The organism is Streptomyces sp. NPDC091289 (genome assembly GCF_044757365.1).
Lineage (GTDB): Bacteria > Actinomycetota > Actinomycetes > Streptomycetales > Streptomycetaceae > Streptomyces.
Window position 1 is genome coordinate 303,759 of sequence record NZ_JBIVUT010000007.1, and the last position, 21,681, is coordinate 325,439.

A 21,681-nucleotide genomic window follows, 5' to 3' on the forward strand; every position below is an offset into this window, starting at 1 on the left:
CCGTACGATCGGCAGGGTGGCCGTACGAGAACGTGACGCGCGCGGGGGAGGCCCCCGGGTACGGCGGCGTGCGGCGGGCCCGCTGCTCGCCGCGCTGCTTACCGCGTCCGCCTGCACGGCCCCCGCCGGCCCGGACACCTTCCTCACCACCGGCGACCTCGAGGCCACCCTGAAGAGCCGCGCGGCGGCCGTCCTCGCCCACGACCCGGCGGGCTACGTCGACGCCCTTGCCCCGGACGCCGCGAAGCTGCGCGCCGCCCAGCGCACCGAACTGGACCGGCTCGCCGACGTGCCCCTGAAGTCCTGGACGTACGACGTCAAGGGCATCACCAAGCAGGACGGTCGCTGGGCCACCGCGGATGTGGAGCTGCGCTACCGGATCGACGGGTACGACACCGCCCCGGTCGCCACCCGCCGGGTCCTGGAGCTGATGCGGGACGGCGAGCGCTGGTACATCACCGCCGACCGGCCCGCCAAGGGCGCCTCGGGGCAGCTGTGGCAGCAGGGGGACGTGGAGGTCGTCGAGGGCGCGCACAGCATCGTCCTGGGCGTCGGCCGGCCCGAGAGCGAGCTGCGCCAGATCGCCGACACCGTGGACCTCGCCGTCCCGGCCGTCTCGGACGCCTGGCCGCGCCCCTGGACCCGCCGGGTCGTGGTCCTCGTCCCGGACTCCGTCGAGGACATGGCGGGGCTGCTGGGCTCGCCGGAGGCCAGCTACCGGGGCATCGCCGCCGTCACCACCGGCGAGGTCGGCGGCACCGGCAAGCGCCCGGCCATCGCCGACCGGGTGATCGTCAACCCGCAGGCGTACGCCACCCTGGGCAGTTTCGGCCAGCGGATCGTCCTGACCCATGAGACGACCCATGTCGCCACCCGGACCAGCACCTCCACCGCCACCCCCGTCTGGCTCTCCGAGGGCTTCGCCGACTGGACCGCCTACCGGGGCGAGGACCGCACCGCCGACACGATCGCCCCCGAACTGGCAGCAGCCGTCCGGAGCGGCGAAACCCCCGCCGAGCTCCCCGCCGACCCGGACTTCGGCTTCGACGGCGACCCCGCGAAGCTCGCCGGGGCCTACGAGGGCGGCTGGCTGGCCTGCGAGCTGATCGCGGAGCGCTGGGGCAAGGAGAAGCTGATCGCCTTCTACGAGGCCGTCGGCGCCCACGACGGGCGTGACGGGGCGGTGGAGCAGGCGCTGAACGCGGTGCTCGACACCACCCCCGAGCAGTTCACCGCCGACTGGCGCGACTACCTCGCCACCCGGCTCGGCTGACCCTCGACCGCGAGCCGGGCGGCGTCCGCACGCGGCCTCCCCGGCACCGTCGACCGCCACAGCCGCCGCGCACCGATCAGCGAGGCCGCCACCAGCAGCCCGTTCCGTACGAGAAGGAGCGTCACGCCCCACGCGTCGCTCGCCACCACATGGCCGAAGCCGATCGGGAACTCCAGCAGCGTCACTCCCGCCGCCACCAGCACCAGGACCGCCGGGAGCGTCATCGCGGCCGCCCGGAACGCCAGGCACACCGCCGCGAGCCCGACCAGCCACACCACGTACTGCGGGCTGATCACCCGGCTGGTGACCGTGAACAGCAGCACCGCCGTGAACGCCGCCTCGGCCGGGGTGTGCGCCGCGAACGACCCCGCCCGCAGCCGCCACAGCACCAGCCAGCCCAGCGCCGCCACCCCGAGCCCCAGCGCCAGCGTCGACACCAGCTCCACGTGCGGGCCGACGAACTCCAGCGAGCCGTAGCGCAGCTCCACCCGCCCCTCCCAGCCGAACTGCCGCGCCCCATGGAAGACCAGCGCCCCCAGCGACTCGACCTCGGTGCCCCGGTCCCGCTGGAAGGCCAGGAACGCGAACGCCCCCGGCATCCACAGCGCGAACGACGCCGCGAGCCCCGCCGCCGTCAGCGCCGCCGCCCCCCAGGCCGCCCGCGTCCAACGCCCCTTCCGCACCCCCACCAGCAGCAGCGCCGGCCACCCCTTCAGCAGCGCCCCGAACGCGGCCAGCGCCCCCAGCGCGCGCGGGCGGCGCACCCCGGCCAGCAGCGCCGCCACCGCGACGGCCGTCACCATCAGGTCGTACCGGGCGTAGACCGTCGGCCCCAGCAGCGGCACCCCCACGACCCACACCCACGCACCCGCCGCCCGCATCCCCGGCCGCCGGCCCACGTACAGCAGCAGCCCCAGCACCAGCGCGTCGCAGAGCAGGACGAGGACGAAGAAGGCCGTCGCGTACTCCAGGAACGGCAGCAGGGCCGGGGAGAGGATCGCCAGGGCCGCCCCGGGCGGGTACTGCCAGGTGACGTCGTCCAGCGGATACGTGCCGGTCAGCAGGGTCTCGTACCAGCCCCGGTAGATCACCGACACATCCACCGTGACGTCCGGGCCCGGCACCGTGACCACCTGGAACACACAGGCCAGCAGCCAGGCCCGGGTCAGCGCCCACACCGCGTACGGCCAGGGTCCCGCGCCGGTGGGTGCTCGTCCCGTCATCGCCGTCCGCCTTCGTCGCTCGTACCCGGCCGGGCCCCCGGCGGTTCATGATGCCGTCGGGAGAGCGCGGGAGCGGTGAAGCGCGGCCGTTGGGTACTGTCGGCGGCGATGGACAAGACCTTGATCGTGACCAACGACTTCCCGCCCCGCCCCGGTGGCATCCAGGCGTTCCTGCACAACATGGCGCTGCGCCTGGATCCCGACCGGGTCGTCGTCTACGCCTCCACCTGGAAGCGCGGCGAGGAGGGCGCGGCGGCCACCGCCGCCTTCGACGCCGAGCAGCCGTTCACCGTGGTCCGCGACCGGACGACGATGCTGCTGCCCACCCCGCGCGTCACCCGCCGGGCCACCACCCTGCTGCGCGAACACGGCTGCACCTCCGTCTGGTTCGGCGCGGCCGCCCCGCTCGGTCTGATGGCCCCGGCGCTGCGCCGCGCGGGCGCCCGCCGCCTCGTGGCCACCACGCACGGGCACGAGGCCGGCTGGGCGCAACTGCCCGCCTCCCGGCAGCTGCTGCGCCGGATCGGCGATGGCACGGACACGATCACCTATCTCGGTGAGTACACCCGCTCCCGGATCGCCGCGGCCCTCACCCCGGACGCCGCCGGGCGCATGGTCCAACTGCCGCCCGGCGTCGACGAGAAGACCTTCCACCCGGCGTCCGGCGGCGACAAGGTCCGGGCCCGCCTCGGGCTCTCCGACCGCCCGGTGGTCGTCTGCGTATCGCGCCTGGTGCCGCGCAAGGGCCAGGACACGCTGATCCTGGCCATGCCCGCGATCCTGGCGCAGATCCCGGACGCGGTGCTGCTGATCGTCGGCGGCGGCCCGTACGCCAAGGACCTGAAGCGGCTCGCGGCGGAGACCGGGGTGCAGGACGCGGTGCGCTTCACCGGACCGGTGCCCTGGGCCGAGCTGCCCGCGCACTACGGGGCCGGGGACGTCTTCGCGATGCCCTGCCGGACCCGCCGTGGCGGCCTCGACGTGGAGGGCCTCGGGATCGTCTACCTGGAGGCGTCCGCGACCGGACTGCCCGTGGTGGCCGGCGACTCGGGCGGCGCCCCGGACGCGGTGCTCGACGGCGAGACCGGGTGGGTCGTGCGCGGCGGCAGCGCCGAGGAGTCGGCGGACCGGATCGTGACGCTGCTCGGCGACCCGGAGCTGCGGCGGCGGATGGGGGAGCGGGGCCGGGCCTGGGTCGAGGAGAAGTGGCGCTGGGACCTGCTGGCGGAGAAGCTCAAGACCCTGCTGTGAGTACGGAGAAGGGGCCCGCGCCTGATCACCCGGCGCGGGCCCCTTCGTACGCGTCACACCGCTCAGGCGCGGTAGATCGACTCCACCTCGTCCGCGAAGTCCTTCGCCACCACGTTCCGCTTCAGCTTCAGCGACGGCGTGATGTGGCCCGCCTCCTCGGTGAACTGGGCGGGCAGGATGCGGAACTTGCGCACCGACTCGGCCTTGGAGACCGCCGCGTTGCCGTCGTCCACCGCGCGCTGCACCTCGGCCAGCAACTCCGCGTCCTCGCGCAGCGACAGGGCCGTCGAGCCGGCCGGCTTGCCGTGCTCCTCGGCCCAGCGGCCCAGGAACTCCTCGTCCAGGGTGACCAGCGCGCCGACGAACGGGCGGCCGTCGCCGACCACCATGCACTCGGCGACCAGGGCGTGCGCGCGGATGCGGTCCTCGATGACGGCCGGGGCGACGTTCTTGCCGCCCGCCGTCACGATGATCTCCTTCTTGCGGCCGGTGATCGCGAGGTAGCCGTCCTCGTCGAGCGTGCCGATGTCCCCGGTGTGGAACCAGCCGTCGGCCAGCGCCTCGACCGAGGCGGACTCGTTCTTCCAGTAGCCGGTGAACAGGTGCTCGCCGTGCAGCAGCACCTCACCGTCGTCCGCGATCCGCACCACGGATCCGGGCAGCGGCTGGCCGACCGTGCCGATCTTCTGCCGGTCCCACGGGTTGAACGCCGTCGCCGCACAGGTCTCGGTCAGGCCGTAGCCCTCCAGGACGGTGAAGCCGATGCCCCGGTAGAAGTGGCCGAGCCGCTCACCCAGCGGAGCACCGCCGGAGATCGCGAACTCGCCCTTGCCGCCGAGCACCGCGCGCAGCTTGCCGAAGACCAGCTTGTCGAACAGCTTGTGCTTGAGCTTCAGGCCGAGCGAAGGACCCTGAGGTGTGCTCAGCGCCCGGCTGTAGGCGATCGCCGTGTCGGCGGCCCGGTCGAAGATCTTGCCCTTGCCGTCCGCCTGCGCCTTGGCGCGGGCCGCGTTGTAGACCTTCTCGAAGACCCGGGGCACGCCCAGGATCAGCGTCGGCCGGAACGCGGCCAGCTCATCGGTGAGGTTCTTGATGTCGGGGACGCAGCCCAGCTTGATCGGGGCCATCACCGAGGCCACCTCGACCAGCCGGCCGAAGACGTGCGCGGCGGGCAGGAACAGCAGCACCGAGCACTCGCCCGTACGGAAGAGGGGCTTCAGCCGCTCCACCACGTTGCCGCACTCCGCGAAGAAGCTGCGGTGGGTGAGCACACAGCCCTTGGGGCGGCCGGTGGTGCCCGAGGTGTAGACGATCGTCGCCGGGTCGTCCGCCTTGGCGCTGATCATCCGCAGGTCCATGGTCTCGTCGGAGACCTCGGCACCCGCCTTGCCCAGCGCTTCCACGGCGCCCGCGTCGATCTGCCAGACATGCGCCAGATCCGGCAGCGCGTCCCGTACGGAGGCCACGGACGCGGCGTGCGCGTCGCTCTCCACGAGCACCGCCACCGCCCCGGAGTCACCGAGGATCCACTGCACCTGCTCGGCGGAGCTGGTCTCGTACACCGGCACGGTCACCGCGCCGGCGCTCCAGATCGCGAAGTCCAGCAGCACCCACTCGAAACGGGTGCGGGACATCAGGGCGACCCGGTCGCCGGGCTGCACGCCCGAGGCGATCAGCCCTTTGGCGGCGGTTCTCACCTCGGCCAGGAACTGGGTGGCGCTGACGTCCGTCCAGACGCCGGCCACCTTGCGGCTCATCACCGCGACGTCGGGATGCTGAGCGGCATTGCGGCGGATGAGATCCGTCAGGTTGCCGTCCGTCGGGACCTCGTACAGGGCCGGAAGGCTGAACTCGCGCAAGACTGCTGCTCCTCATCGGGCTCCGGTGCCACGGCTCTGTGTGACGCACCGGCTGCGGTCCAAGAATGGCGGGTGCTCAGTGGGGTGAGCACGACTGGACTGCCCGGACGTTACCCATCAGTACTCGGTTCCGGATAGGGGGTTCCGGCCAGATGTCTTATGCATCACACATATAAATGAGCCTTTCGCGCACAGTAGTCCACCGCCGTCGCGACGTGGAAGTAACCGCAGGTCCGGACGGTCTACCCAGCGACGGAACGGGCACTCTAGGCTGCTCCCATGCGAGGCAGCGAACCGGACAGCCGGGATCCGGCCGGGGGATCGACCCGGATTCACGTGGTCAGCGACGTGCACGGCAACACCGAGGCCCTGGCCCGCGCCGGGGACGGCGCCGACGCCCTGATCTGCCTCGGTGACCTGGTGCTCTTCCTCGACTACGCCGACCACTCGCGCGGCATCTTCCCCGACCTGTTCGGCACGGAGAACGCCGACCGCATCGTCGCCCTGCGCACCGCCCGCCGCTACGACGAGGCCCGCGCCTTCGGCCGTGAGCTGTGGGCGGGCCGCGACCGCAACACCGAGATCCTCGGCGCCGTGCGCAAGCAGTACGCCGAACTCTTCGCCGCCTTCCCCACTCCGACGTACGCCACCTACGGCAACGTCGACGTCCCCGACCTCTGGCCGGAGTACGCCCGCCCCGGCACCACTGTCCTGGACGGCGAACGCGTCGAGATCGGCGGCCGGGTCTTCGGCTTCGTCGGCGGCGGCCTCAAGACCCCGATGAACACCCCGTACGAGATCAGCGACGAGGAGTACGCCGCCAAGGTCGAGGCGCTCGGCCCGGTCGACGTCCTCTGCTCGCACATCCCGCCCGAGGTCCCCGAGCTGACGTACGACACCGTCGCCCGCCGCTTCGAACGCGGCAGCACCGCCCTGCTGGAGGCGATCCGCACCACCCGCCCCCGGTACGCGCTTTTCGGCCATGTTCACCAGCCGTTGGTCCGCCGGATGCGGATCGGGACCACCGAGTGCGTCAACGTCGGCCACTTCGCCTCGACCGGAACACCCTGGGCGCTGACCTGGTGACCACGGGCGGCCGGGCCGTGGACCGGAGCGCCCCGGGCACGCGATAGCCTGCACAGCGGCAGGCTCCTGCCGAACGCGACCGGTAACACCGCACTGGAGGGCCACGGCGATGGCTGAACACACCAGCTCGAGCATCACGATCGAGGCGGCGCCGGCCGACGTCATGGGCGTGATCGCCGACTTCGCCCGCTACCCGGAGTGGACCGGCGAGGTCAAGGAGGCCGAGGTCCTCTCCACCGACGACCAGGGCCGCGCCGAGCAGGTCCGCCTCGTCCTGGACGCCGGAGCGATCAAGGACGACCACGTCCTCGCCTACACCTGGAACGGCGAGAACGAAGTCAGCTGGAGCCTCGTCAAGTCCCAGATGCTGCGCTCCCTGGACGGCACCTACGCACTGGCCCCGCTCGGCGGCGGCGAGCGCACCGAGGTCACCTACAAGCTCGCCGTCGACGTCAAGATCCCGCTGCTCGGCATGATCAAGCGCAAGGCCGAGAAGGTCATCATCGACCGCGCCCTCGCCGGTCTGAAGAAGCGCGTCGAGTCCGCCCCGGGGACCTGAGAGCCGTGCGTACGGTCCTGGTCACCGGCCTCGGCGGCGCGGGCCGCACCACCGTCGCCGCGGCCACCGCCCTGGCCGCCGCGGCGGACGGCCGCCGCACCCTCCTGATCTCCGCCGAGGCCATACCCGGCTTCCCGGCCGCCACGGAACCCACCCGGGTCACCGGCCTGCTCGACCACGCCCGCATCGACTCCGGCGCGCACTTCCGCGCCGAACTCACCGAGCTCCAGAAGCGCGCCTCCGGCGTCCTGGACCTGCTCGGCGCGGGCCGGCTCGACGGCGAGGAGCTCACCGAACTCCCCGGCTCCCCGCAGCTCGCCCTGCTGCACACGCTGCGCCGGGCCGCCGAGGGCGACTGGTCCGGCTACGACACCCTCGTCGTCGACCTCCCGCCGCTCGACCAGGCCCTGGCCCTGCTCGCCCTCCCGGACCAGCTGCGCCGCTATCTGCGCCGGCTGCTCCCCGCCGAACGCCAGGCCGCCCGCGCCCTGCGCCCGGTCCTCGCCCAGCTCGCCGGGGTCCCGATGCCCGCGCAGTGGCTGTACGAGGCCGCCGCCCGCAAGGACACCGAGCTGGCCGCCGTCCAGGCCCTGATCGAGGACGGCTCCACCACGCTCCGGCTGGTCGCGGAGCCGGGACCCGCCGCCGAGGACGCCTTGCGCGCCGCCCGCACCGGCCTCGCCCTGCACGGACTGAGCGCCGACCTGCTCGTCGCCTCCCGTGTGCTGCCCCGCCACTCTTCCGACCCCTGGTTCGCCGCGCTCGCCGCCCAGCAGGAGAAGTGCCTGGACCACTGGCACCAGGACCTGGCCCCGGACCTTCCCGTGCACGAGGCCGCCCACCTGGGCCGCGACCCGCAGGGCCCGGACGACCTGGCCGCGCTGGAGATCCCCGCCCCCGACGCCCGGACGCCCGGCCGCGCCGAGGACCCCTGGTGGATCGAGGAGGAGCCGGACACCGAGGACGCGGCGACGGTCCTCGCCTGGTGCCTGCCGCTGCCCGGGGCCGCCAAGGAAGACCTGCGCCTGGTCCGCCGGGGCGACGAACTGCTCCTGACCGTCGGCCCCTTTCACCGGATCGTGCGCGTGGCCTCCGCGCTGCGCCGCTGCACCGTCTCCGGCGCGGCCCTGGCCGACGGGGTGCTGCGGGTGAGGTTCACGCCGGATCCGGCCCTGTGGCCGCGCACCTCCTGAACGGCGTGCGGCCATTCGGGTAACGTCGGTAGTACGTGTACCGCAGGCCGACCGTCGGCCGCCCCGCGTCGCAGGAGTCCGCCATGAGTGAAGCCACCGATCGTCCCGTCGACGGCGACGCGTGGGCCGACGCCTGCGCCGAGGACCTCGCGGCCGAGAAGGCCCGCCGCCGGGCCCAGTACGGCCCCCAGCCCGGATCCGCCGCCGAGGAACTGCGCAAGCTGGTCGACGCGGTCGCCGACAAGGTGTCCTCGCTCCCGACCCCGCTGCTGGGCGTCGCCGCCCAGGGCGCGGTCCAGCAGGCCATCCGGCAGGCGAAGTCCGCCGTCGAACCGGTCATCGAACGCAACCCGGAGCTCTTCGACCACCTCGCCGCCGCGGGCAACGAACTGCTGGCCGCCTACCGCTCCGCGGTCGAGGGCCAGGAGAGCCGCTGGACCCGCACCACCGAGGGCGCGTCGGGCGCCACCGGTCCCGCGGCCCCCTCGAAGCAGGCCGCCGAGGACCCGTCCGACCCCCGCGACGAAGGCCCCTCCGGCACCGAACGCATCGACCTGGACTGACCGGCTCCGGCCGGTACCGGGCGCGGCCTCGGGTACGGTTGCCCCTAGCGGGGCTCGACCGAAACTGAGGGATTCATGGGACTCACCATCGGCGTCGATATCGGCGGCACGAAGATCGCGGCTGGAGTGGTCGACGAAGAGGGCCGGATCCTCTCGACGTTCAAGGTGGCGACCCCGCCGACGGCCGAAGGCATCGTCGACGCCATCTGCGCGGCGGTGGCCGGGGCGAGCGAGGGCCACGAGGTGGAGGCCGTCGGCATCGGCGCCGCCGGCTACGTCGACGACAAGCGCGCCACCGTGCTGTTCGCACCGAACATCAACTGGCGCCACGAGCCGCTCAAGGACAAGGTCGAGCAGCGCGTCGGCCTGCCCGTCGTCGTCGAGAACGACGCCAACGCCGCGGCCTGGGGCGAATATCGCTTCGGGGCCGGCCAGGGTCACGACGACGTCATCTGCATCACGCTCGGCACCGGCCTCGGCGGCGGCATCATCATCGGCAACAAGCTGCGCCGCGGACGCTTCGGCGTGGCCGCCGAGTTCGGCCACATCCGGGTCGTCCCGGACGGTCTGCTCTGCGGCTGCGGCAGCCAGGGCTGCTGGGAGCAGTACGCCTCCGGCCGCGCCCTCGTCCGGTACGCGAAGCAGCGGGCCAACGCCACCCCCGAGAACGCCGCCGTCCTCCTCGGCCTCGGCGACGGCACGGTGGACGGCATCGAGGGCAAGCACATCAGCGAGGCCGCCCGCCAGGGCGACGCGGTGGCCATCGACTCGTTCCGCGAGCTGGCCCGCTGGGCCGGCGCCGGACTGGCCGACCTCGCCTCGCTGTTCGACCCGTCCGCGTTCATCGTCGGCGGCGGCGTATCGGACGAGGGCGAGCTCGTCCTCGACCCGATCCGCAAGTCGTTCCGGCGCTGGCTGATCGGCGGCGAGTGGCGCCCGCACGCCCAGGTGCTGGCCGCCCAACTCGGCGGCAAGGCAGGGCTCGTGGGCGCTGCCGACCTGGCCCGCCAGGGCTAGCCGCCCCGGCTCGTACGACGCACCGGACGCCCGTCGCCGCCCTCCGGGGCCCCGGCGGGCGTCCGTCGTATCGTGGCCCGCATGGTCCTGACGCCACTGCCCGACTCCCGTACCGAGCCGGACGGTTCAGCCGTCATCAGAGTGCTGAGCTACAACGTCCGGTCGATGCACGACGACACCGCCGCGCTGGCCCGGGTCATCCGCGCCTGCGCACCCGATCTGGTCCTCGTCCAGGAGGCCCCGCGCTTCTTCCGCTGGCGCAAGGCCGCGGCCGGGCTCGCGAAGAGCAGCGGTCTGGTGGTGCTGAGCGGCGGGGCCACCGCCGCCGGGCCGCTGCTGCTGTGCTCGCTGCGGGTGGCCGTCGAGCGCACCGAGGACGTCCTGCTGCCACTCACGCCCGGCCTGCACCGCAGGGGCTTCGCCACCGCCGTGGTGCGGATCGCCGGGACCCGGCTCGGGGTGCTGAGCTGCCATCTGAGCCTCCAGCGCGACGAACGCCTCGCCCAGGCCGGCCTGCTGCTGGAACGGCTGACCGCGATGGGCGTGGAGCACGCGGTGGCGGGCGGCGACCTCAACGACGTACCGACCGGGAAGGCGTTCCGGCACCTGGCCGGGAAGCTCCAGGACTGCCGGGCCGTCGCCCCGTGGGGCGGCGAGCTCACCTTCCCGCCCGACGAGCCCCGTAAGCGCATCGACGCGGTCTTCGCGACCCCCGGCATCGAGGTGCTCGGCTGCGGCGTCCCGGCCGGGCTGGACGGGGTGGGCGGGGACGACCTGAGGGCGGCCACGGACCATCTGCCGGTCCTGGCCGCCCTCAGGGTCCCCGTCACGAGCTGACCTACACGACCGCGCCGCGCCCCGGGTCGCCGTAGGTGTCGTCATCGTCGTCGTGCGGCATCCGGGCCACCAGGGTGGCGAAACCGCCGAGGAAGCCGCCGATGCAGAGCGTGGTGAGCCACCACGTCATCTCCCACCGCAGCAGCACCGCGACGAGCATCAGGACCGGCCCGCCGATCACCGCCAGCCAGGCGAACTTCGCCGTGACGTCGGCCTCCGGCAGCGGCGGCGGCTCCGGGGGCACGAAGTGGCCCTCGTCCCCGTCGTCCGGCACATCGATGCCGTCGTCCTTGGACGCGGGCAGCTCGTAGTCCCGCGGCCCTGCGACACCGGGCGCGAAGACGACGGAGCTGCCCAGCGGCTTCTTCTCCGGCGGCTTCGGGGGCGTCTTGCCGGCCCCCTTGTCCGCCGGGTCCCCGGCGGTGCCGTCCTTCGGCCCCAGCACATTGCGCTGGTCGTCCTCCAGCAGGGCCAGATCCTCGATGGACTTGAACGGCTTGGCGCCCGGCGGGTCCGGCGGCTCCTCCCCGTACCCCGCGACGATCGCGGCCCACGCCGCGTCCTCGTCGATCGCCCGCTCCTGCTCCGCTCCCTCGGCCCCCGCCTGCTTCGTGCCCTCCGGCTTCGTCCCCTCCGGGACAGCCGCGGCCTCCGTGGGGCGCGGTTCGCGCTCCTCGTCGCTGCCTGTACGTTCCGCGTCGTGCTCAGCCACCGGACGTGCTCCCCTTCATCCCGACGCTCGGTGCGAGACGGCCGATGAACCGGTAGCTCTCATCGAAGATCCGCTCCGCATCATGGTCCAACGTCGCCACGTGGTAGCTCTGTTCCAACAAGATCTCCGAGACGTCCGTGGAGGAGATCCGGCTCAGGATCCGCGCGCTGTCCGCGGGCGGCACGACATGGTCCTGCGGGCTGTGCAGCAGGACCACCGGCTGGGTCACCTGGGGCAGCTCCCCGTCGACCAGCCGGAAGAACTTCCGCACCGAGTGCGCCGCGTGCAGCGGCACCTTGTCGTAGCCCACCTCGTGCGAACCCGGGAGCGCGATGTCGTCGGCCAGGCCCTTGGTCGTCCGCACCAGATGACGGGCCACCGGCAGCGCGTACGCGGAGAGGCCGTGCACCTTGTTGGCCGGGTTGACCAGCACCAGACCGCTGATCGCGTCCCCGTGCTTGGCCGCGAGCCGCAGGCTCAGCGCGCCGCCCATGGACAGCCCGAAGACGAAGACCTGCTCGCACTTCTCCGCGAGGACCCGCAGCTCCCGGTCGACCTCCGCGTACCAGTCCTGCCAGCCGGTGACCGCCATGTCCTCCCAGCGGGTGCCGTGGCCGGGCAGCAGCGGCAGCGAGACCGTCAGCCCGCGCTCGGCGAGATAATCCGCCCAGGGGCGCAGCGACTGCGGGGATCCGGTGAAGCCATGACAGAGGAGGACGCCGACCTCTCCGCCCTCGTGGCGGAACGGCTCGGCTCCAGGGAGGACCGGCACCAGGGTCTCCTGTTCGTGGGGCGGGCGGGGGCGGGCGGGGCGTGCGGGCACCTGGGGGAGTGCTTGACGGATGACTTCACCGTACGCGACCGGACCGACACCGACCAGGGCCGTCACGGGCCCGGCAGCGGCCCAGGCTAAGGTCTGACCGACAGCACACAGGAGGCACCAGAGTTGATCTACGGCGCAATGAAGTTCTCCATCGGCGGGTCCCTGAAGCTCGCCTTCCGGCCGTGGGTGGAGGGCCTGGAGAACATCCCCGAGCGCGGTCCGGCGATCCTCGCGAGCAACCACCTGTCGTTCTCCGACTCGTTCTTCCTCCCGGCCGTGCTGGACCGCAAGGTCACGTTCATCGCCAAGGCCGAGTACTTCACCGCACCCGGAGTGAAGGGCAAGCTCACCGCCGCCTTCTTCAAGGGCGTCGGCCAGCTCCCCGTCGACCGCTCCGGGGCCCGCGGCGCGGGCGAGGCGGCGATCAAGGCGGGCATCCAGGTCGTCGAGAGCGGCGGCCTCTTCGGCATCTACCCCGAGGGCACCCGCTCGCCCGACGGCCGCCTCTACCGGGGCAAGCCCGGCGGTCTGGCCCGGGTCGCGCTGGCCACCGGCGCCCCGGTGATCCCGGTCGCCATGATCGACACCGAGAAGATCCAGCCGCCCGGCCAGGTGATGCCCAAGCTGATGCGCCCCGGCATCCGGATCGGCAAGCCGCTGGACTTCAGCCGCTACCAGGGCATGGACGGCGACCGCTTCATCCTGCGCTCGGTGACCGACGAGGTCATGTACGAGATCATGAAGCTCTCCGGCCAGGAGTACGTCGACGTCTACGCCACCGCCGCCAAGCGCCAGATCGCCGACGAGGCGAAGGCCCGGGCGGAGGAGGCGAAGGCCAAGGCCGAGGAAGCCAAGCGGGCCCAGAAGCAGGCCGCCGCGAGCAACGAGAACGGAACGGAACGGTCCGGCGCGTAACCGCGTCGTTCACCGTCCGGGGGGTGTGGCCATGGCCAAGCGTGAGCGGGTCGTACGGATGTCGGTCGAGCTGCCGCTGTGGCGTGCGCTGACGGGCTACCGCGTCCTGACGATGATCTACGCGGTGCTTCTCGCGATCTTCGGGAAGGACAACTTCGGCCAGCAGAGGTTCGAGCGCCCCTGGGTCGCCGTCGCCTATCTGGCGTTCCTCTTCGTCTGGACGCTCGCCACCCTGCCCAAGGTCCGCTCGGCGGCGAGCTGCACCAAACGCTTCCTCGTCGCGGACCTGGTCGTCGCGCTGACCGGCATTCTGCTCACCCCGCTCGCCGACTTCGACTCCCAGTCCTTCGACGGCCCGACGCTGCCGTCGATCTGGACGGCCGGCGCGGTCCTCGCCTTCGCGATCAAGGGCGGCTGGCGGTGGGCGGCCTTCGCCTCCACCTTCGTCGCCGCCGCCAACATCATCCAGCGCGGCGAGCCCAGCCGGGACACCTACCACAACGTCCTGCTGGTCTGGGTCGCCTCCATCGCCATCGGGTACGTCGTCGAGGTCGCCCGCGCCAGTGAGCGCACCCTCGCCCGCGCCCTGGAGATCGAGGCCACCACCCGCGAACGCGAACGGCTCGCCCGCGACATCCACGACAGCGTGCTCCAGGTCCTCGCCATGGTGCAGCGCCGGGGCACCGCGATCGGCGGCGAGGCGGCCGAGCTGGGCCGGATGGCCGGGGAGCAGGAGGTCGCCCTGCGCACCCTGGTCTCCAGCGGCCTGGTCCCACCGACCCGGGTCTCCGAGGACGCCGCCGAAGGGGCCGTGGTCCGCACGGTCGAGATCGACGAGGAGAGCCCCGGCGACGGGGCCGTCTGCGACCTGCGCGCCCTGCTCGCCCCGCACGCCGGATCCCGGACGAGCCTCGCCGAACCGGGCGCCCCGGTGCTGCTCCCCGCCGAGTCGGCCCGGGAGCTGGCCGCCGCCGTCAGCGCCGCCCTGGACAACGTACGGGTGCACGCCGGCCCGGACGCCCAGGCGTGGATCCTGGTCGAGGACGAGCCGGACGAGGTGATCGTCACCGTCCGGGACGACGGCCCCGGCATCCCGGAGGGGCGGCTCGCCCAGGCGGAGGGGGAGGGGCGGCTCGGGGTCGCGCTGTCCATCCGCGGCCGGCTGCGCGACCTGGGCGGCACGGCAGAGCTGATCTCGGTGCCCGGACAGGGCTGCGAGGTCGAATTGAAGGTTCCGAAAGCACCGAAGGTTTCCCGGGGGAAGGCAGGATCGGCCCGATGAGCACGAACACACCACAGGACGAGCAGGGGGCCGGCGACCGGCCCATCAGGGTCATGGTCGTCGACGACCACCCCATGTGGCGCGACGCGGTCGCCCGCGACCTGGCCGAGTCCGGCTTCGACGTCGTCGCGACCGCCGGGGACGGCCCGCAGGCGGTCCGCCGCGCCAAGGCCGTGAGCCCGGACGTCCTGGTCCTCGACCTGAACCTCCCCGGCATGCCCGGCGTCCAGGTCTGCAAGGAGCTCGTCGGGACCCACCCGGGCCTGCGGGTCCTGGTCCTCTCCGCGAGCGGCGAGCACGCCGACGTCCTGGAGGCGGTGAAGTCCGGGGCCACCGGCTATCTGCTGAAGTCCGCCTCCACCCAGGAGCTGACCGACGCCGTCCGCTCCACCGCGGCCGGCGACCCGGTCTTCACCCCGGGCCTGGCCGGTCTGGTCCTCGGCGAGTACCGCAGGCTCGCCTCCGACCCCGTACCCGTGGCGTCGAACGAGCCCAAGGCCCCGCAGCTCACCGACCGGGAGACCGAGGTGCTCCGGCTGGTCGCCAAGGGCCTCTCGTACAAGCAGATCGCCGAACGCCTGGTCATCTCGCACCGCACCGTGCAGAACCATGTGCAGAACACCCTCGGCAAGCTCCAGCTGCACAACCGCGTGGAGCTCGTGCGGTACGCCATCGAGCGCGGCCTCGACGACGTCTGACCGGCGGCCCCGGGGGCGGAGCCGTATATTCGCGCTATGGAGATCCTGGCCTTCGGTGTGCAGTCCGACGAGAAGCCCCTGATCGAGAAGGCCTTCGAGGGGCTGCACGAGGTCCGCTGTCTGGACGTGTTCCTGAACCGGGACACCGCCCCCATCGCGGCCGGCTACGAGATCGTCTCCACCAGCGTCAACGCCGACCTGAGCGCCCCGGTGCTCCAGACGCTCGCCGCGGGCGGCACGCAGATGATCGCCCAGCGCTCCACCGGCTTCAACAACATCGACCTGGAGGTCGCCGAGCGGCTCGCCCTGCGCGTCGCCCGGGTCTCGTACTACTCCCCGTACTCGGTCGCCGAATTCGCCTGGACGCTCGCCATGGCCGTCAACCGGCGCATCATCCGCGCCGCGAGCCGCACCCGCGACTTCGACTTCCGCCTCGACGGGCTGCTCGGCCGGGACATGCGCGGCCGGACCGTCGGGGTGCTCGGCACCGGGAAGATCGGCGAGGCGTTCACCCGGATCGCCCACGGCTTCGGGATGAAACTGCTCGGCTGGGACGTGGCGCAGAACCCGGCCTGCGTCGAGCTGGGCATGGAGTACGTCGACAAGGAGCGGCTGTTCGCCGAGGCCGACCTGATCAGCCTGCACGTACCGCTGCTGCCTTCCACCCAGCACATCATCGACGAGGCCGCCCTCAAGGCGATGAAGGACGACGCGATCCTCGTCAACTCCAGCCGGGGCGGCCTCATCGACACCGCCGCCCTGGTCACCGAACTGCGCGCGGGCCGCTTCCTCGGCGTCGGACTCGACGTGTACGAGGCGGAGGCCGGGCTGTTCTTCCTCGACAAGTCCCTGGAGGGCATCGACGACGACACCCTCGCCCGGCTGGTGACCTTCCCCAACGTCGTCGTCACCTCCCACCAGGCGTACTACACCGAGGACGCGGTGGGCCAGATCATCGACGCGACCGTCACGAACGTCACCGACTACCTGGCCCGCCGCCACAGCGAGAACGTCCTCGTACCCAGGAACACCTGAGGCCGTCCTGCCTCAGCCCGGCACGGGCAGCCCCGCCAGCAGCTCCGTCACGATCGCCGAGCCCCGCACGGTCAGCACCGACTCCGGGTGGAACTGCACCGAGGCGAAGCCCGGCCCGCGCAGCGCGTGCAGCTCACCGCTCTCCTCGTCACGGCTCACCTCGATGCCGTGCGCGGCCAGCTCGGCGGCGGCCGGAGAGTCGCACCGGGCGGTGAAGCTGTTGTAGAAGCCCACCGTCTCCGGCCGCCCGAACAGCTCGATCCGGGTCTGCGCCCCCTGGTACGGCACCGCCTTGCGCACGATCTCCAGACCCAGCTCCGCCGCGATCAGCTCATGCCCGAGGCAGACGCCCAGCAGCCCGTGCCGGTGGTCCCGCACCAGCTCGGCGGTGAGCTCGCGCAGCAGCCGCATCTTCGGGTCGCCCAGGTCACCCGGGTTCCCCGGGCCGGGGCCCAGCACCACGGGCCCCTCGTGCGCCCGGACCGCCTCGCGCAGCCCCGGCTCGTCGTAGCGGCGCACCGAGACGTCCAGACCGGACGCCCGCAGCAGATGGGCCAGCATCGCGGTGAACGTGTCCTCGCCGTCCACCACCAGCGCGTGGCCCGTCAGGTCCTGGACGCGCTCCTGCATCCGCAGCCAGAACGGGGCGAGGGAGCCGCGCCGGTCGTCCAGCGCCGCGCGCACCCGGGGGTCGGAGGCCAGCCGCGGGCGGTCCGCCTCCGCCCCGGGCCGGCCCGGCCGCACCCCCAGCGCGGCCAGCACCCCGGCGGCCTTGGCGTGCGTCTCGGCGACCTCGCTCTCCGGGTCCGAATGGCGTACGAGCGTGGCCCCGACGGGCACCCTCAGCGAGCCGTCCGGAGCGATGTCGGCGGTACGGATCAGGATCGGCGAGTCCAGTGTCTGCGCCCCGTTCGCGTCCCGGCCCAGCAGGGCCAGCGCCCCCGCGTAGTAGCCGCGCCCCCCGGACTCGTACCGCTCGATGACCCGGCACGCGTTCTGCACCGGCGAGCCCGTGACGGTCGCCGCGAACATCGTCTCGCGCAGCACGTCGCGCACATCCAGCGAGGACTTCCCGCGCAGTTCGTACTCGGTGTGCGCGAGGTGCGCCATCTCCTTGAGCCGGGGCCCGACCACCACCCCGCCCATGTCGCCCACCGTGCACATCATCTTCAGCTCCTCGTCGACCACCATGGACAGCTCCTCGCTCTCCTTGCGGTCCCCGAGGAACGCCAGCAGGCTTTCGGCGGTGGGCCCTCCGTCCGGGTAGCGGTACGTCCCGCTGATCGGGTTCATCACGACCGTCCCGCCGGACATCCGCACATGCACCTCCGGGCTCGCCCCCACCAGCGTCCTGTCCCCGGTGTGCACGACGAACGTCCAGTACGCGCCCCGCTCGCCCGCCAGCAGCCGCCGGAACAGCGCCAGCGCGTCCGCCCGCCCGAACCCGGGGATCTCGCCCCGGAACGTCCGCCGGATCACGAAGTTCGCGCCCTCGCCCTGCCCGATCTCGTCCCGGATCACCCGCCGCACGATGTCCGCGTACTCCGCGTCCGGCACGTCGAAGCCGTGGTCCACCACGCTCACGTCATGGGCGGGCAGTGCCGCCAGCAGCTCCGCGAGCTCCAGCTCATGCGTCTCGTCGGCGACCAGCACGCTCAGCGGGGTGCCGTCGTCGCGCACGTCGAAGCCGCGCTCGGCGATCTGCCGGAACGGCACCAGGGCGAGCGCCGGCGACGCGCCGACCGGCAGATCTGCCAGCCGGTCCGCCTCCCGCACCCCGCCGATCAGCAGTTCGACGTGATCGTGGTCACGGCCGGGCGTGCGCCGGCGCAGCAGGGCGAAGGGCGGGGCGTCGTCGGCCAGCAGCCGGCGGACGAGGGCGGAGGCGGATCGGGACGAGGTCTGGGACATGGGGAGCGGGTTCCTTCCGGACGATCCGTACGGGGGTCCACACGGGACCCGCACGGGGTTCACAGGGGGAGGAACGGCTCCGCAACGCAGAAAAGGCCGCCCCTCGGGCGGCCTTCGCGAAGTGTCAGCGCGATGAATCAGCGGGCCGCCGGATGAGCGGTCCACCACCAGTTCTGGATCGAGATCCGGATCTTCTGCGTCGACATGCTGCGACCCTAGCGGACGATCCGGGCATCGGAGCGAGTGTCTCAACTATTGAGCGCTCGAATGGACGTCCCCCGCGACCCCGTAATGTTGTGCACGTGACCGTGAACGCCAATACCTCCGCCGCCGGTGGCAACACCTGGCGAGACCTTCCCGCGGCGCAGCAGCCCGAGTACCCCGACTCCGAGGCCCTGCGCGATGTACTCGCGGACCTCGCGTCGTATCCGCCGCTCGTCTTCGCCGGCGAGTGCGACCAGCTGCGCGCCCGCATGGGAGCCGTCGCCAAGGGCGAGGCGTTCCTGCTGCAGGGCGGCGACTGTGCCGAGGCCTTCGACGCCGTGTCCGCCGAGCACATCCGGGCCAAGCTGAAGACGCTGCTCCAGATGAGCGCCGTCCTGACCTACGCGGCCTCCGTGCCCGTGGTGAAGGTCGGCCGGATCGCGGGCCAGTACTCCAAGCCGCGCTCCAAGTCGACCGAGACCCGGGACGGCGTGACCCTGCCGACCTACCGCGGCGACTCGGTGAACGGCTTCGCCTTCACCGAGGAGGCCCGGATCCCGGACCCCGCGCGGCTGAAGCAGATGTACCACGCGTCCTCCTCCACGCTGAACCTGGTGCGCGCCTTCACCACCGGCGGTTACGCCGACCTGCGCCAGGTCCACGCCTGGAACCAGGACTTCGTGAAGTCGTCCCCCGCGGGCCAGCGCTACGAGGCCCTGGCCCGCGAGATCGACAACGCGCTGAACTTCATGAAGGCGTGCGGCACCGACCCGGCCGAGTTCAAGGCGGTCGAGTTCTACGCCTCGCACGAGGCCCTCCTGCTGGACTACGAGTCGGCGCTGACCCGTACGGACTCGCGCACCGGCGAGCTGTACGACACCTCCGGCCACATGGTCTGGATCGGTGAGCGCACCCGGCAGATGGACGGCGCGCACATCGAGTTCGCCTCGAAGATCCGCAACCCGATCGGCATCAAGCTCGGCCCGACGACCACCGTCGACGAGGCGCTCGGCTACATCGACCGCCTCGACCCCGAGCGCGAGCCGGGCCGGCTGACCTTCGTCGTCCGGATGGGCGCCGACAAGGTCCGCGACAAGCTCCCCGAGCTGGTCGAGAAGGTCACCGCCTCGGGCGCGACCGTCGCCTGGGTGACCGACCCGATGCACGGCAACACCTTCGAGGCCGCCTCCGGCCACAAGACGCGCCGCTTCGACGACGTCCTGGACGAGGTCAAGGGCTTCTTCGAGGTGCACAAGGGCCTCGGCACCCACCCGGGCGGCATCCACGTGGAGCTGACCGGCGACGACGTCACCGAGTGCGTGGGCGGCGGCCACGAGATCTTCGTGGACGACCTGCACCAGCGCTACGAGACGGCCTGCGACCCCCGGCTCAACCGCAGCCAGTCCCTCGACCTGGCCTTCCTCGTCGCCGAGATGTACCGCGACCAGTAGAAGTCTTCGCCGGACACACCTCTGGACACACCTGTGGGGCACGGATCGATGTGATCCGTGCCCCACAGTCCGTCCCAGGACTTTTACGCCACCCGAGGGGCGGGTAAGGTTAGGTTAGCCTCACCGACGAAGACCGGGACGGCGCCAGCGACCGACCCGCAGGAGGTGAACCGCATGTACGTCTGCTCCTGCTTCGGCGTCACCGAGGCGCAGGTCAAGAAGCATGCGGACGCCGGTGCCTGCACCCCTCGCCAGATCGCCTCGGCCTGCAAGGCCGGGACGGACTGCGGCGGCTGTGTGCGCCGCATCCAGGCCCTGCTGGGACGCGGCGACTGCCCGCGCCGAGAGCTCCTGGAGCAGCGGCAGGAGCCCGTGGCCGCCTCCGTCACCCGCCCGGTCCTCTCCGACGCGGCCTGAGCGGTCAGCTCTCCGGCTGCTCGATCAGCTGGGCGATGTAGAGCGGCTCACCGAGCTTCTCGACCAGCTCCAGCTGGGTGTCGAGATAGTCGATGTGGTGCTCCTCGTCCTCCAGGATCGACTCGAAAATGTTCGCGGACGTGATGTCTCCCTTGCCGCGCATCACCTCGATACCGCGCTTGAGGCGGTCGATCGCCTCGACCTCGACCTGGCGGTCCGCCTGGAACATCTCGGTGACCGTCTGGCCCACCCGGACATGGAAAAGTCGCTGATAGTTCGGCAGCCCGTCGAGGAACAGGATCCGGTCGGTGAGGATCTCGGCGTGCTTCATCTCGTCGAAGGACTCGGCCCGGGTGTACTTGGCGAGCTTGGTCCACCCGAAGTTGTCCTGCATCTTCGCGTGCAGGAAGTACTGGTTGATAGCAGTCAATTCGGCGGTCAGCTGCTCATTGAGAAACTCAAGGACCTCGGGGTCGCCCTGCATGGCAAAGGCTCCTTCCAACCGGTGATCGATCTGGCAAGTTGGCCAGATCCTCGCACCGTGCTCAGCGGCCCGTCCAGTAAGTGCACGCTTAGTACGAGTTGCCCGGATGGGGGTCCTCCCTGGTCATGACCACCCCTGCCTGTCTGTCACCATGGAGACATGGGTCAGCCGGAAAGCCGGGAGAATCGCGAAACAGAGCAGTCCGAGCTTCCGCCGGGACAGCGACTGCAGCGCGGATGGCCGGTCACCCACTACGGGCCCGTTCCCAAGTTCAAGCCCGACCGCTGGGAGTTCCGGGTCTTCGGGGCCACCGCCGACGGCGACAAGCACTGCTGGAACCACCAGGAATTCTCGGCGCTGCCGTTCTCCTCGGTCGTCGCCGATCTGCACTGCGTGACGAAGTTCAGCATGATCGGCGCCGAATGGGGCGGGATCCCCGCCCGTACGGTCCTCGAACTGGCACCGCCCGCGCCTGATGTCACCCATGTGATGGTCTGGGCCGAGTACGGCTTCTCCTCGAACCTGCGCCTCGACGACTTCGCCTCCGAGCGCACCCTCTTCGCCACCCACAAGGACGGCGAACTCCTCACCGCCGAGCACGGCTTCCCGCTGCGTCTCGTCGTCCCGCATCTGTACGCCTGGAAGGGCCCGAAGTGGGTCCGGGGCATCGAATACATGACGGCGGACCGGCGCGGATTCTGGGAGGAGCGGGGTTACCACAATATCGGCGACCCCTGGAGCGAGCAGCGCTACTCCTACCAGGAAGAGCCCGGGGACGGCCCCGAGCTCTGAAGCCCTAGAGATCGTCTTCAAAAGTCAGATCCAGAGCAGGATTGAGGCGATGGTGATGGCTGCCTGGTAGGACTCGCGGGTTTTGTCATAGCGGGT

At 71.8% G+C, this 21,681-nt stretch carries 22 protein-coding genes; 15 read left to right on the plus strand and 7 right to left on the minus strand.

Going from position 1 to position 21,681, the window contains the following annotated elements; genetic code table 11:
- The first annotated feature begins 16 nt into the window (after nucleotides 1–16).
- Nucleotides 17–1,273 carry a hypothetical protein gene (locus ACIQPT_RS12005; RefSeq protein ID WP_401155118.1) on the plus strand — a complete coding sequence of 419 codons (1,257 nt, stop codon included), beginning with the start codon at nucleotides 17–19 and terminating at the stop codon, nucleotides 1,271–1,273.
- On the opposite strand, the gene ACIQPT_RS12010 is transcribed toward ACIQPT_RS12005, so the two are convergent.
- Complete coding sequence (locus ACIQPT_RS12010) at nucleotides 1,249–2,496, minus strand: glycosyltransferase 87 family protein (protein ID WP_401155119.1); 1,248 nt, start codon at nucleotides 2,494–2,496, stop codon at nucleotides 1,249–1,251. The two genes, ACIQPT_RS12005 and ACIQPT_RS12010, sit on opposite strands and share 25 nt — an antisense overlap.
- A gap of 108 nt (nucleotides 2,497–2,604) precedes the next feature.
- Here ACIQPT_RS12010 and ACIQPT_RS12015 point away from each other — a divergent pair, with 108 nt between their 5' ends.
- Complete coding sequence (locus ACIQPT_RS12015; RefSeq protein WP_401155121.1) at nucleotides 2,605–3,747, plus strand: glycosyltransferase family 4 protein; 1,143 nt, start codon at nucleotides 2,605–2,607, stop codon at nucleotides 3,745–3,747.
- Nucleotides 3,748–3,809: 62 nt separating this feature from the next.
- On the opposite strand, the gene ACIQPT_RS12020 is transcribed toward ACIQPT_RS12015, so the two are convergent.
- Nucleotides 3,810–5,606 carry an AMP-dependent synthetase/ligase gene (locus ACIQPT_RS12020; protein ID WP_401155123.1) on the minus strand — a complete coding sequence of 599 codons (1,797 nt, stop codon included), beginning with the start codon at nucleotides 5,604–5,606 and terminating at the stop codon, nucleotides 3,810–3,812.
- A 279-nt stretch (nucleotides 5,607–5,885) separates the two neighbouring features.
- Between ACIQPT_RS12020 and ACIQPT_RS12025 the strand changes: the two genes are divergently transcribed.
- The 6 genes from ACIQPT_RS12025 (at nucleotide 5,886) to ACIQPT_RS12050 (ending at nucleotide 10,861) form a co-directional block, all read left to right on the plus strand.
- Nucleotides 5,886–6,692, plus strand: a complete 807-nt coding sequence (locus ACIQPT_RS12025) for a metallophosphoesterase (RefSeq protein WP_401155125.1) — start codon at nucleotides 5,886–5,888, stop codon at nucleotides 6,690–6,692.
- A 109-nt stretch (nucleotides 6,693–6,801) separates the two neighbouring features.
- The gene (locus ACIQPT_RS12030; protein ID WP_401155126.1) at nucleotides 6,802–7,251 is read left to right on the plus strand and encodes an SRPBCC family protein; all 450 of its coding nucleotides are present in this window, start codon (nucleotides 6,802–6,804) and stop codon (nucleotides 7,249–7,251) included.
- A gap of 5 nt (nucleotides 7,252–7,256) precedes the next feature.
- Nucleotides 7,257–8,444 (plus strand): ArsA-related P-loop ATPase, encoded by a 1,188-nt coding sequence (locus tag ACIQPT_RS12035; RefSeq protein ID WP_401155127.1) that lies wholly within the window; start codon nucleotides 7,257–7,259, stop codon nucleotides 8,442–8,444.
- Between the two features lie 83 nt (nucleotides 8,445–8,527).
- Nucleotides 8,528–9,007 (plus strand): DUF5304 domain-containing protein, encoded by a 480-nt coding sequence (locus ACIQPT_RS12040; RefSeq protein WP_401155129.1) that lies wholly within the window; start codon nucleotides 8,528–8,530, stop codon nucleotides 9,005–9,007.
- Nucleotides 9,008–9,082: 75 nt separating this feature from the next.
- Nucleotides 9,083–10,024, plus strand: a complete 942-nt coding sequence (locus ACIQPT_RS12045) for an ROK family glucokinase (protein WP_103531839.1) — start codon at nucleotides 9,083–9,085, stop codon at nucleotides 10,022–10,024.
- Nucleotides 10,025–10,105: 81 nt separating this feature from the next.
- Entirely contained in the window at nucleotides 10,106–10,861 is a 756-nt protein-coding gene (locus tag ACIQPT_RS12050) for an endonuclease/exonuclease/phosphatase family protein (protein WP_401155131.1), read from the plus strand.
- A 1-nt stretch (nucleotide 10,862) separates the two neighbouring features.
- Here the strand turns inward: ACIQPT_RS12050 and ACIQPT_RS12055 are convergent, their stop codons facing one another.
- Nucleotides 10,863–11,573 carry a hypothetical protein gene (locus tag ACIQPT_RS12055; protein WP_401155133.1) on the minus strand — a complete coding sequence of 237 codons (711 nt, stop codon included), beginning with the start codon at nucleotides 11,571–11,573 and terminating at the stop codon, nucleotides 10,863–10,865.
- Nucleotides 11,566–12,345, minus strand: coding sequence for an alpha/beta hydrolase (locus ACIQPT_RS12060; protein ID WP_401155135.1), 780 nt, complete (start codon nucleotides 12,343–12,345; stop codon nucleotides 11,566–11,568). The genes ACIQPT_RS12055 and ACIQPT_RS12060 overlap by 8 nt, the downstream gene beginning before the upstream one ends.
- 174 nt (nucleotides 12,346–12,519) lie before the next feature.
- Here ACIQPT_RS12060 and ACIQPT_RS12065 point away from each other — a divergent pair, with 174 nt between their 5' ends.
- The 4 genes from ACIQPT_RS12065 to ACIQPT_RS12080 are packed head-to-tail and all read left to right on the plus strand — an operon-like array spanning nucleotide 12,520 to nucleotide 16,326.
- Nucleotides 12,520–13,311 carry a lysophospholipid acyltransferase family protein gene (locus ACIQPT_RS12065; protein WP_401155137.1) on the plus strand — a complete coding sequence of 264 codons (792 nt, stop codon included), beginning with the start codon at nucleotides 12,520–12,522 and terminating at the stop codon, nucleotides 13,309–13,311.
- Nucleotides 13,312–13,342: 31 nt separating this feature from the next.
- Complete coding sequence (macS, locus tag ACIQPT_RS12070; protein ID WP_401155138.1) at nucleotides 13,343–14,593, plus strand: MacS family sensor histidine kinase; 1,251 nt, start codon at nucleotides 13,343–13,345, stop codon at nucleotides 14,591–14,593.
- Nucleotides 14,590–15,291, plus strand: a complete 702-nt coding sequence (locus ACIQPT_RS12075) for a response regulator (protein WP_401155140.1) — start codon at nucleotides 14,590–14,592, stop codon at nucleotides 15,289–15,291. The genes macS and ACIQPT_RS12075 overlap by 4 nt, the downstream gene beginning before the upstream one ends.
- Before the next feature lie 36 nt (nucleotides 15,292–15,327).
- The gene (locus tag ACIQPT_RS12080; RefSeq protein ID WP_401155142.1) at nucleotides 15,328–16,326 is read left to right on the plus strand and encodes a 2-hydroxyacid dehydrogenase; all 999 of its coding nucleotides are present in this window, start codon (nucleotides 15,328–15,330) and stop codon (nucleotides 16,324–16,326) included.
- A 12-nt stretch (nucleotides 16,327–16,338) separates the two neighbouring features.
- Here ACIQPT_RS12080 and ACIQPT_RS12085 read toward each other — a convergent pair whose 3' ends face one another.
- Entirely contained in the window at nucleotides 16,339–18,237 is a 1,899-nt protein-coding gene (locus tag ACIQPT_RS12085) for an anthranilate synthase family protein (protein WP_401155143.1), read from the minus strand.
- A 137-nt stretch (nucleotides 18,238–18,374) separates the two neighbouring features.
- Complete coding sequence (locus ACIQPT_RS12090) at nucleotides 18,375–18,443, minus strand: trp operon leader peptide (protein WP_355606540.1); 69 nt, start codon at nucleotides 18,441–18,443, stop codon at nucleotides 18,375–18,377.
- A 102-nt stretch (nucleotides 18,444–18,545) separates the two neighbouring features.
- On the opposite strand from ACIQPT_RS12090, the gene ACIQPT_RS12095 reads away from it, so the two are divergent.
- Together ACIQPT_RS12095 and ACIQPT_RS12100 are read left to right on the plus strand one after the other, a co-directional pair.
- Complete coding sequence (locus ACIQPT_RS12095; RefSeq protein WP_401155172.1) at nucleotides 18,546–19,892, plus strand: class II 3-deoxy-7-phosphoheptulonate synthase; 1,347 nt, start codon at nucleotides 18,546–18,548, stop codon at nucleotides 19,890–19,892.
- Between the two features lie 174 nt (nucleotides 19,893–20,066).
- Nucleotides 20,067–20,309 carry a bacterioferritin-associated ferredoxin gene (locus tag ACIQPT_RS12100; RefSeq protein WP_401155145.1) on the plus strand — a complete coding sequence of 81 codons (243 nt, stop codon included), beginning with the start codon at nucleotides 20,067–20,069 and terminating at the stop codon, nucleotides 20,307–20,309.
- Between the two features lie 4 nt (nucleotides 20,310–20,313).
- On the opposite strand, the gene bfr is transcribed toward ACIQPT_RS12100, so the two are convergent.
- The gene (gene bfr / locus ACIQPT_RS12105; RefSeq protein WP_007451289.1) at nucleotides 20,314–20,793 is read right to left on the minus strand and encodes a bacterioferritin; all 480 of its coding nucleotides are present in this window, start codon (nucleotides 20,791–20,793) and stop codon (nucleotides 20,314–20,316) included.
- A gap of 159 nt (nucleotides 20,794–20,952) precedes the next feature.
- On the opposite strand from bfr, the gene ACIQPT_RS12110 reads away from it, so the two are divergent.
- Nucleotides 20,953–21,585, plus strand: coding sequence for a sulfite oxidase-like oxidoreductase (locus ACIQPT_RS12110; RefSeq protein WP_401155147.1), 633 nt, complete (start codon nucleotides 20,953–20,955; stop codon nucleotides 21,583–21,585).
- The last annotated feature ends 96 nt before the right edge of the window (nucleotides 21,586–21,681 follow it).

Coding starts and splice junctions, on each gene's coding strand:
- ACIQPT_RS12080 (WP_401155142.1), top strand. CDS start 15,328: ATGGAGATCCTGGCCTTCGGTGTGCAGTCCGACGAGAAGCCCCTGATC.
- bfr (WP_007451289.1), bottom strand. CDS start 20,793: ATGCAGGGCGACCCCGAGGTCCTTGAGTTTCTCAATGAGCAGCTGACC.
- ACIQPT_RS12010 (WP_401155119.1), bottom strand. CDS start 2,496: ATGACGGGACGAGCACCCACCGGCGCGGGACCCTGGCCGTACGCGGTG.
- ACIQPT_RS12045 (WP_103531839.1), top strand. CDS start 9,083: ATGGGACTCACCATCGGCGTCGATATCGGCGGCACGAAGATCGCGGCT.
- ACIQPT_RS12085 (WP_401155143.1), bottom strand. CDS start 18,237: ATGTCCCAGACCTCGTCCCGATCCGCCTCCGCCCTCGTCCGCCGGCTG.
- ACIQPT_RS12040 (WP_401155129.1), top strand. CDS start 8,528: ATGAGTGAAGCCACCGATCGTCCCGTCGACGGCGACGCGTGGGCCGAC.
- ACIQPT_RS12075 (WP_401155140.1), top strand. CDS start 14,590: ATGAGCACGAACACACCACAGGACGAGCAGGGGGCCGGCGACCGGCCC.
- ACIQPT_RS12100 (WP_401155145.1), top strand. CDS start 20,067: ATGTACGTCTGCTCCTGCTTCGGCGTCACCGAGGCGCAGGTCAAGAAG.
- ACIQPT_RS12015 (WP_401155121.1), top strand. CDS start 2,605: ATGGACAAGACCTTGATCGTGACCAACGACTTCCCGCCCCGCCCCGGT.
- ACIQPT_RS12110 (WP_401155147.1), top strand. CDS start 20,953: ATGGGTCAGCCGGAAAGCCGGGAGAATCGCGAAACAGAGCAGTCCGAG.
- ACIQPT_RS12025 (WP_401155125.1), top strand. CDS start 5,886: ATGCGAGGCAGCGAACCGGACAGCCGGGATCCGGCCGGGGGATCGACC.
- ACIQPT_RS12030 (WP_401155126.1), top strand. CDS start 6,802: ATGGCTGAACACACCAGCTCGAGCATCACGATCGAGGCGGCGCCGGCC.
- macS (WP_401155138.1), top strand. CDS start 13,343: ATGGCCAAGCGTGAGCGGGTCGTACGGATGTCGGTCGAGCTGCCGCTG.
- ACIQPT_RS12050 (WP_401155131.1), top strand. CDS start 10,106: ATGGTCCTGACGCCACTGCCCGACTCCCGTACCGAGCCGGACGGTTCA.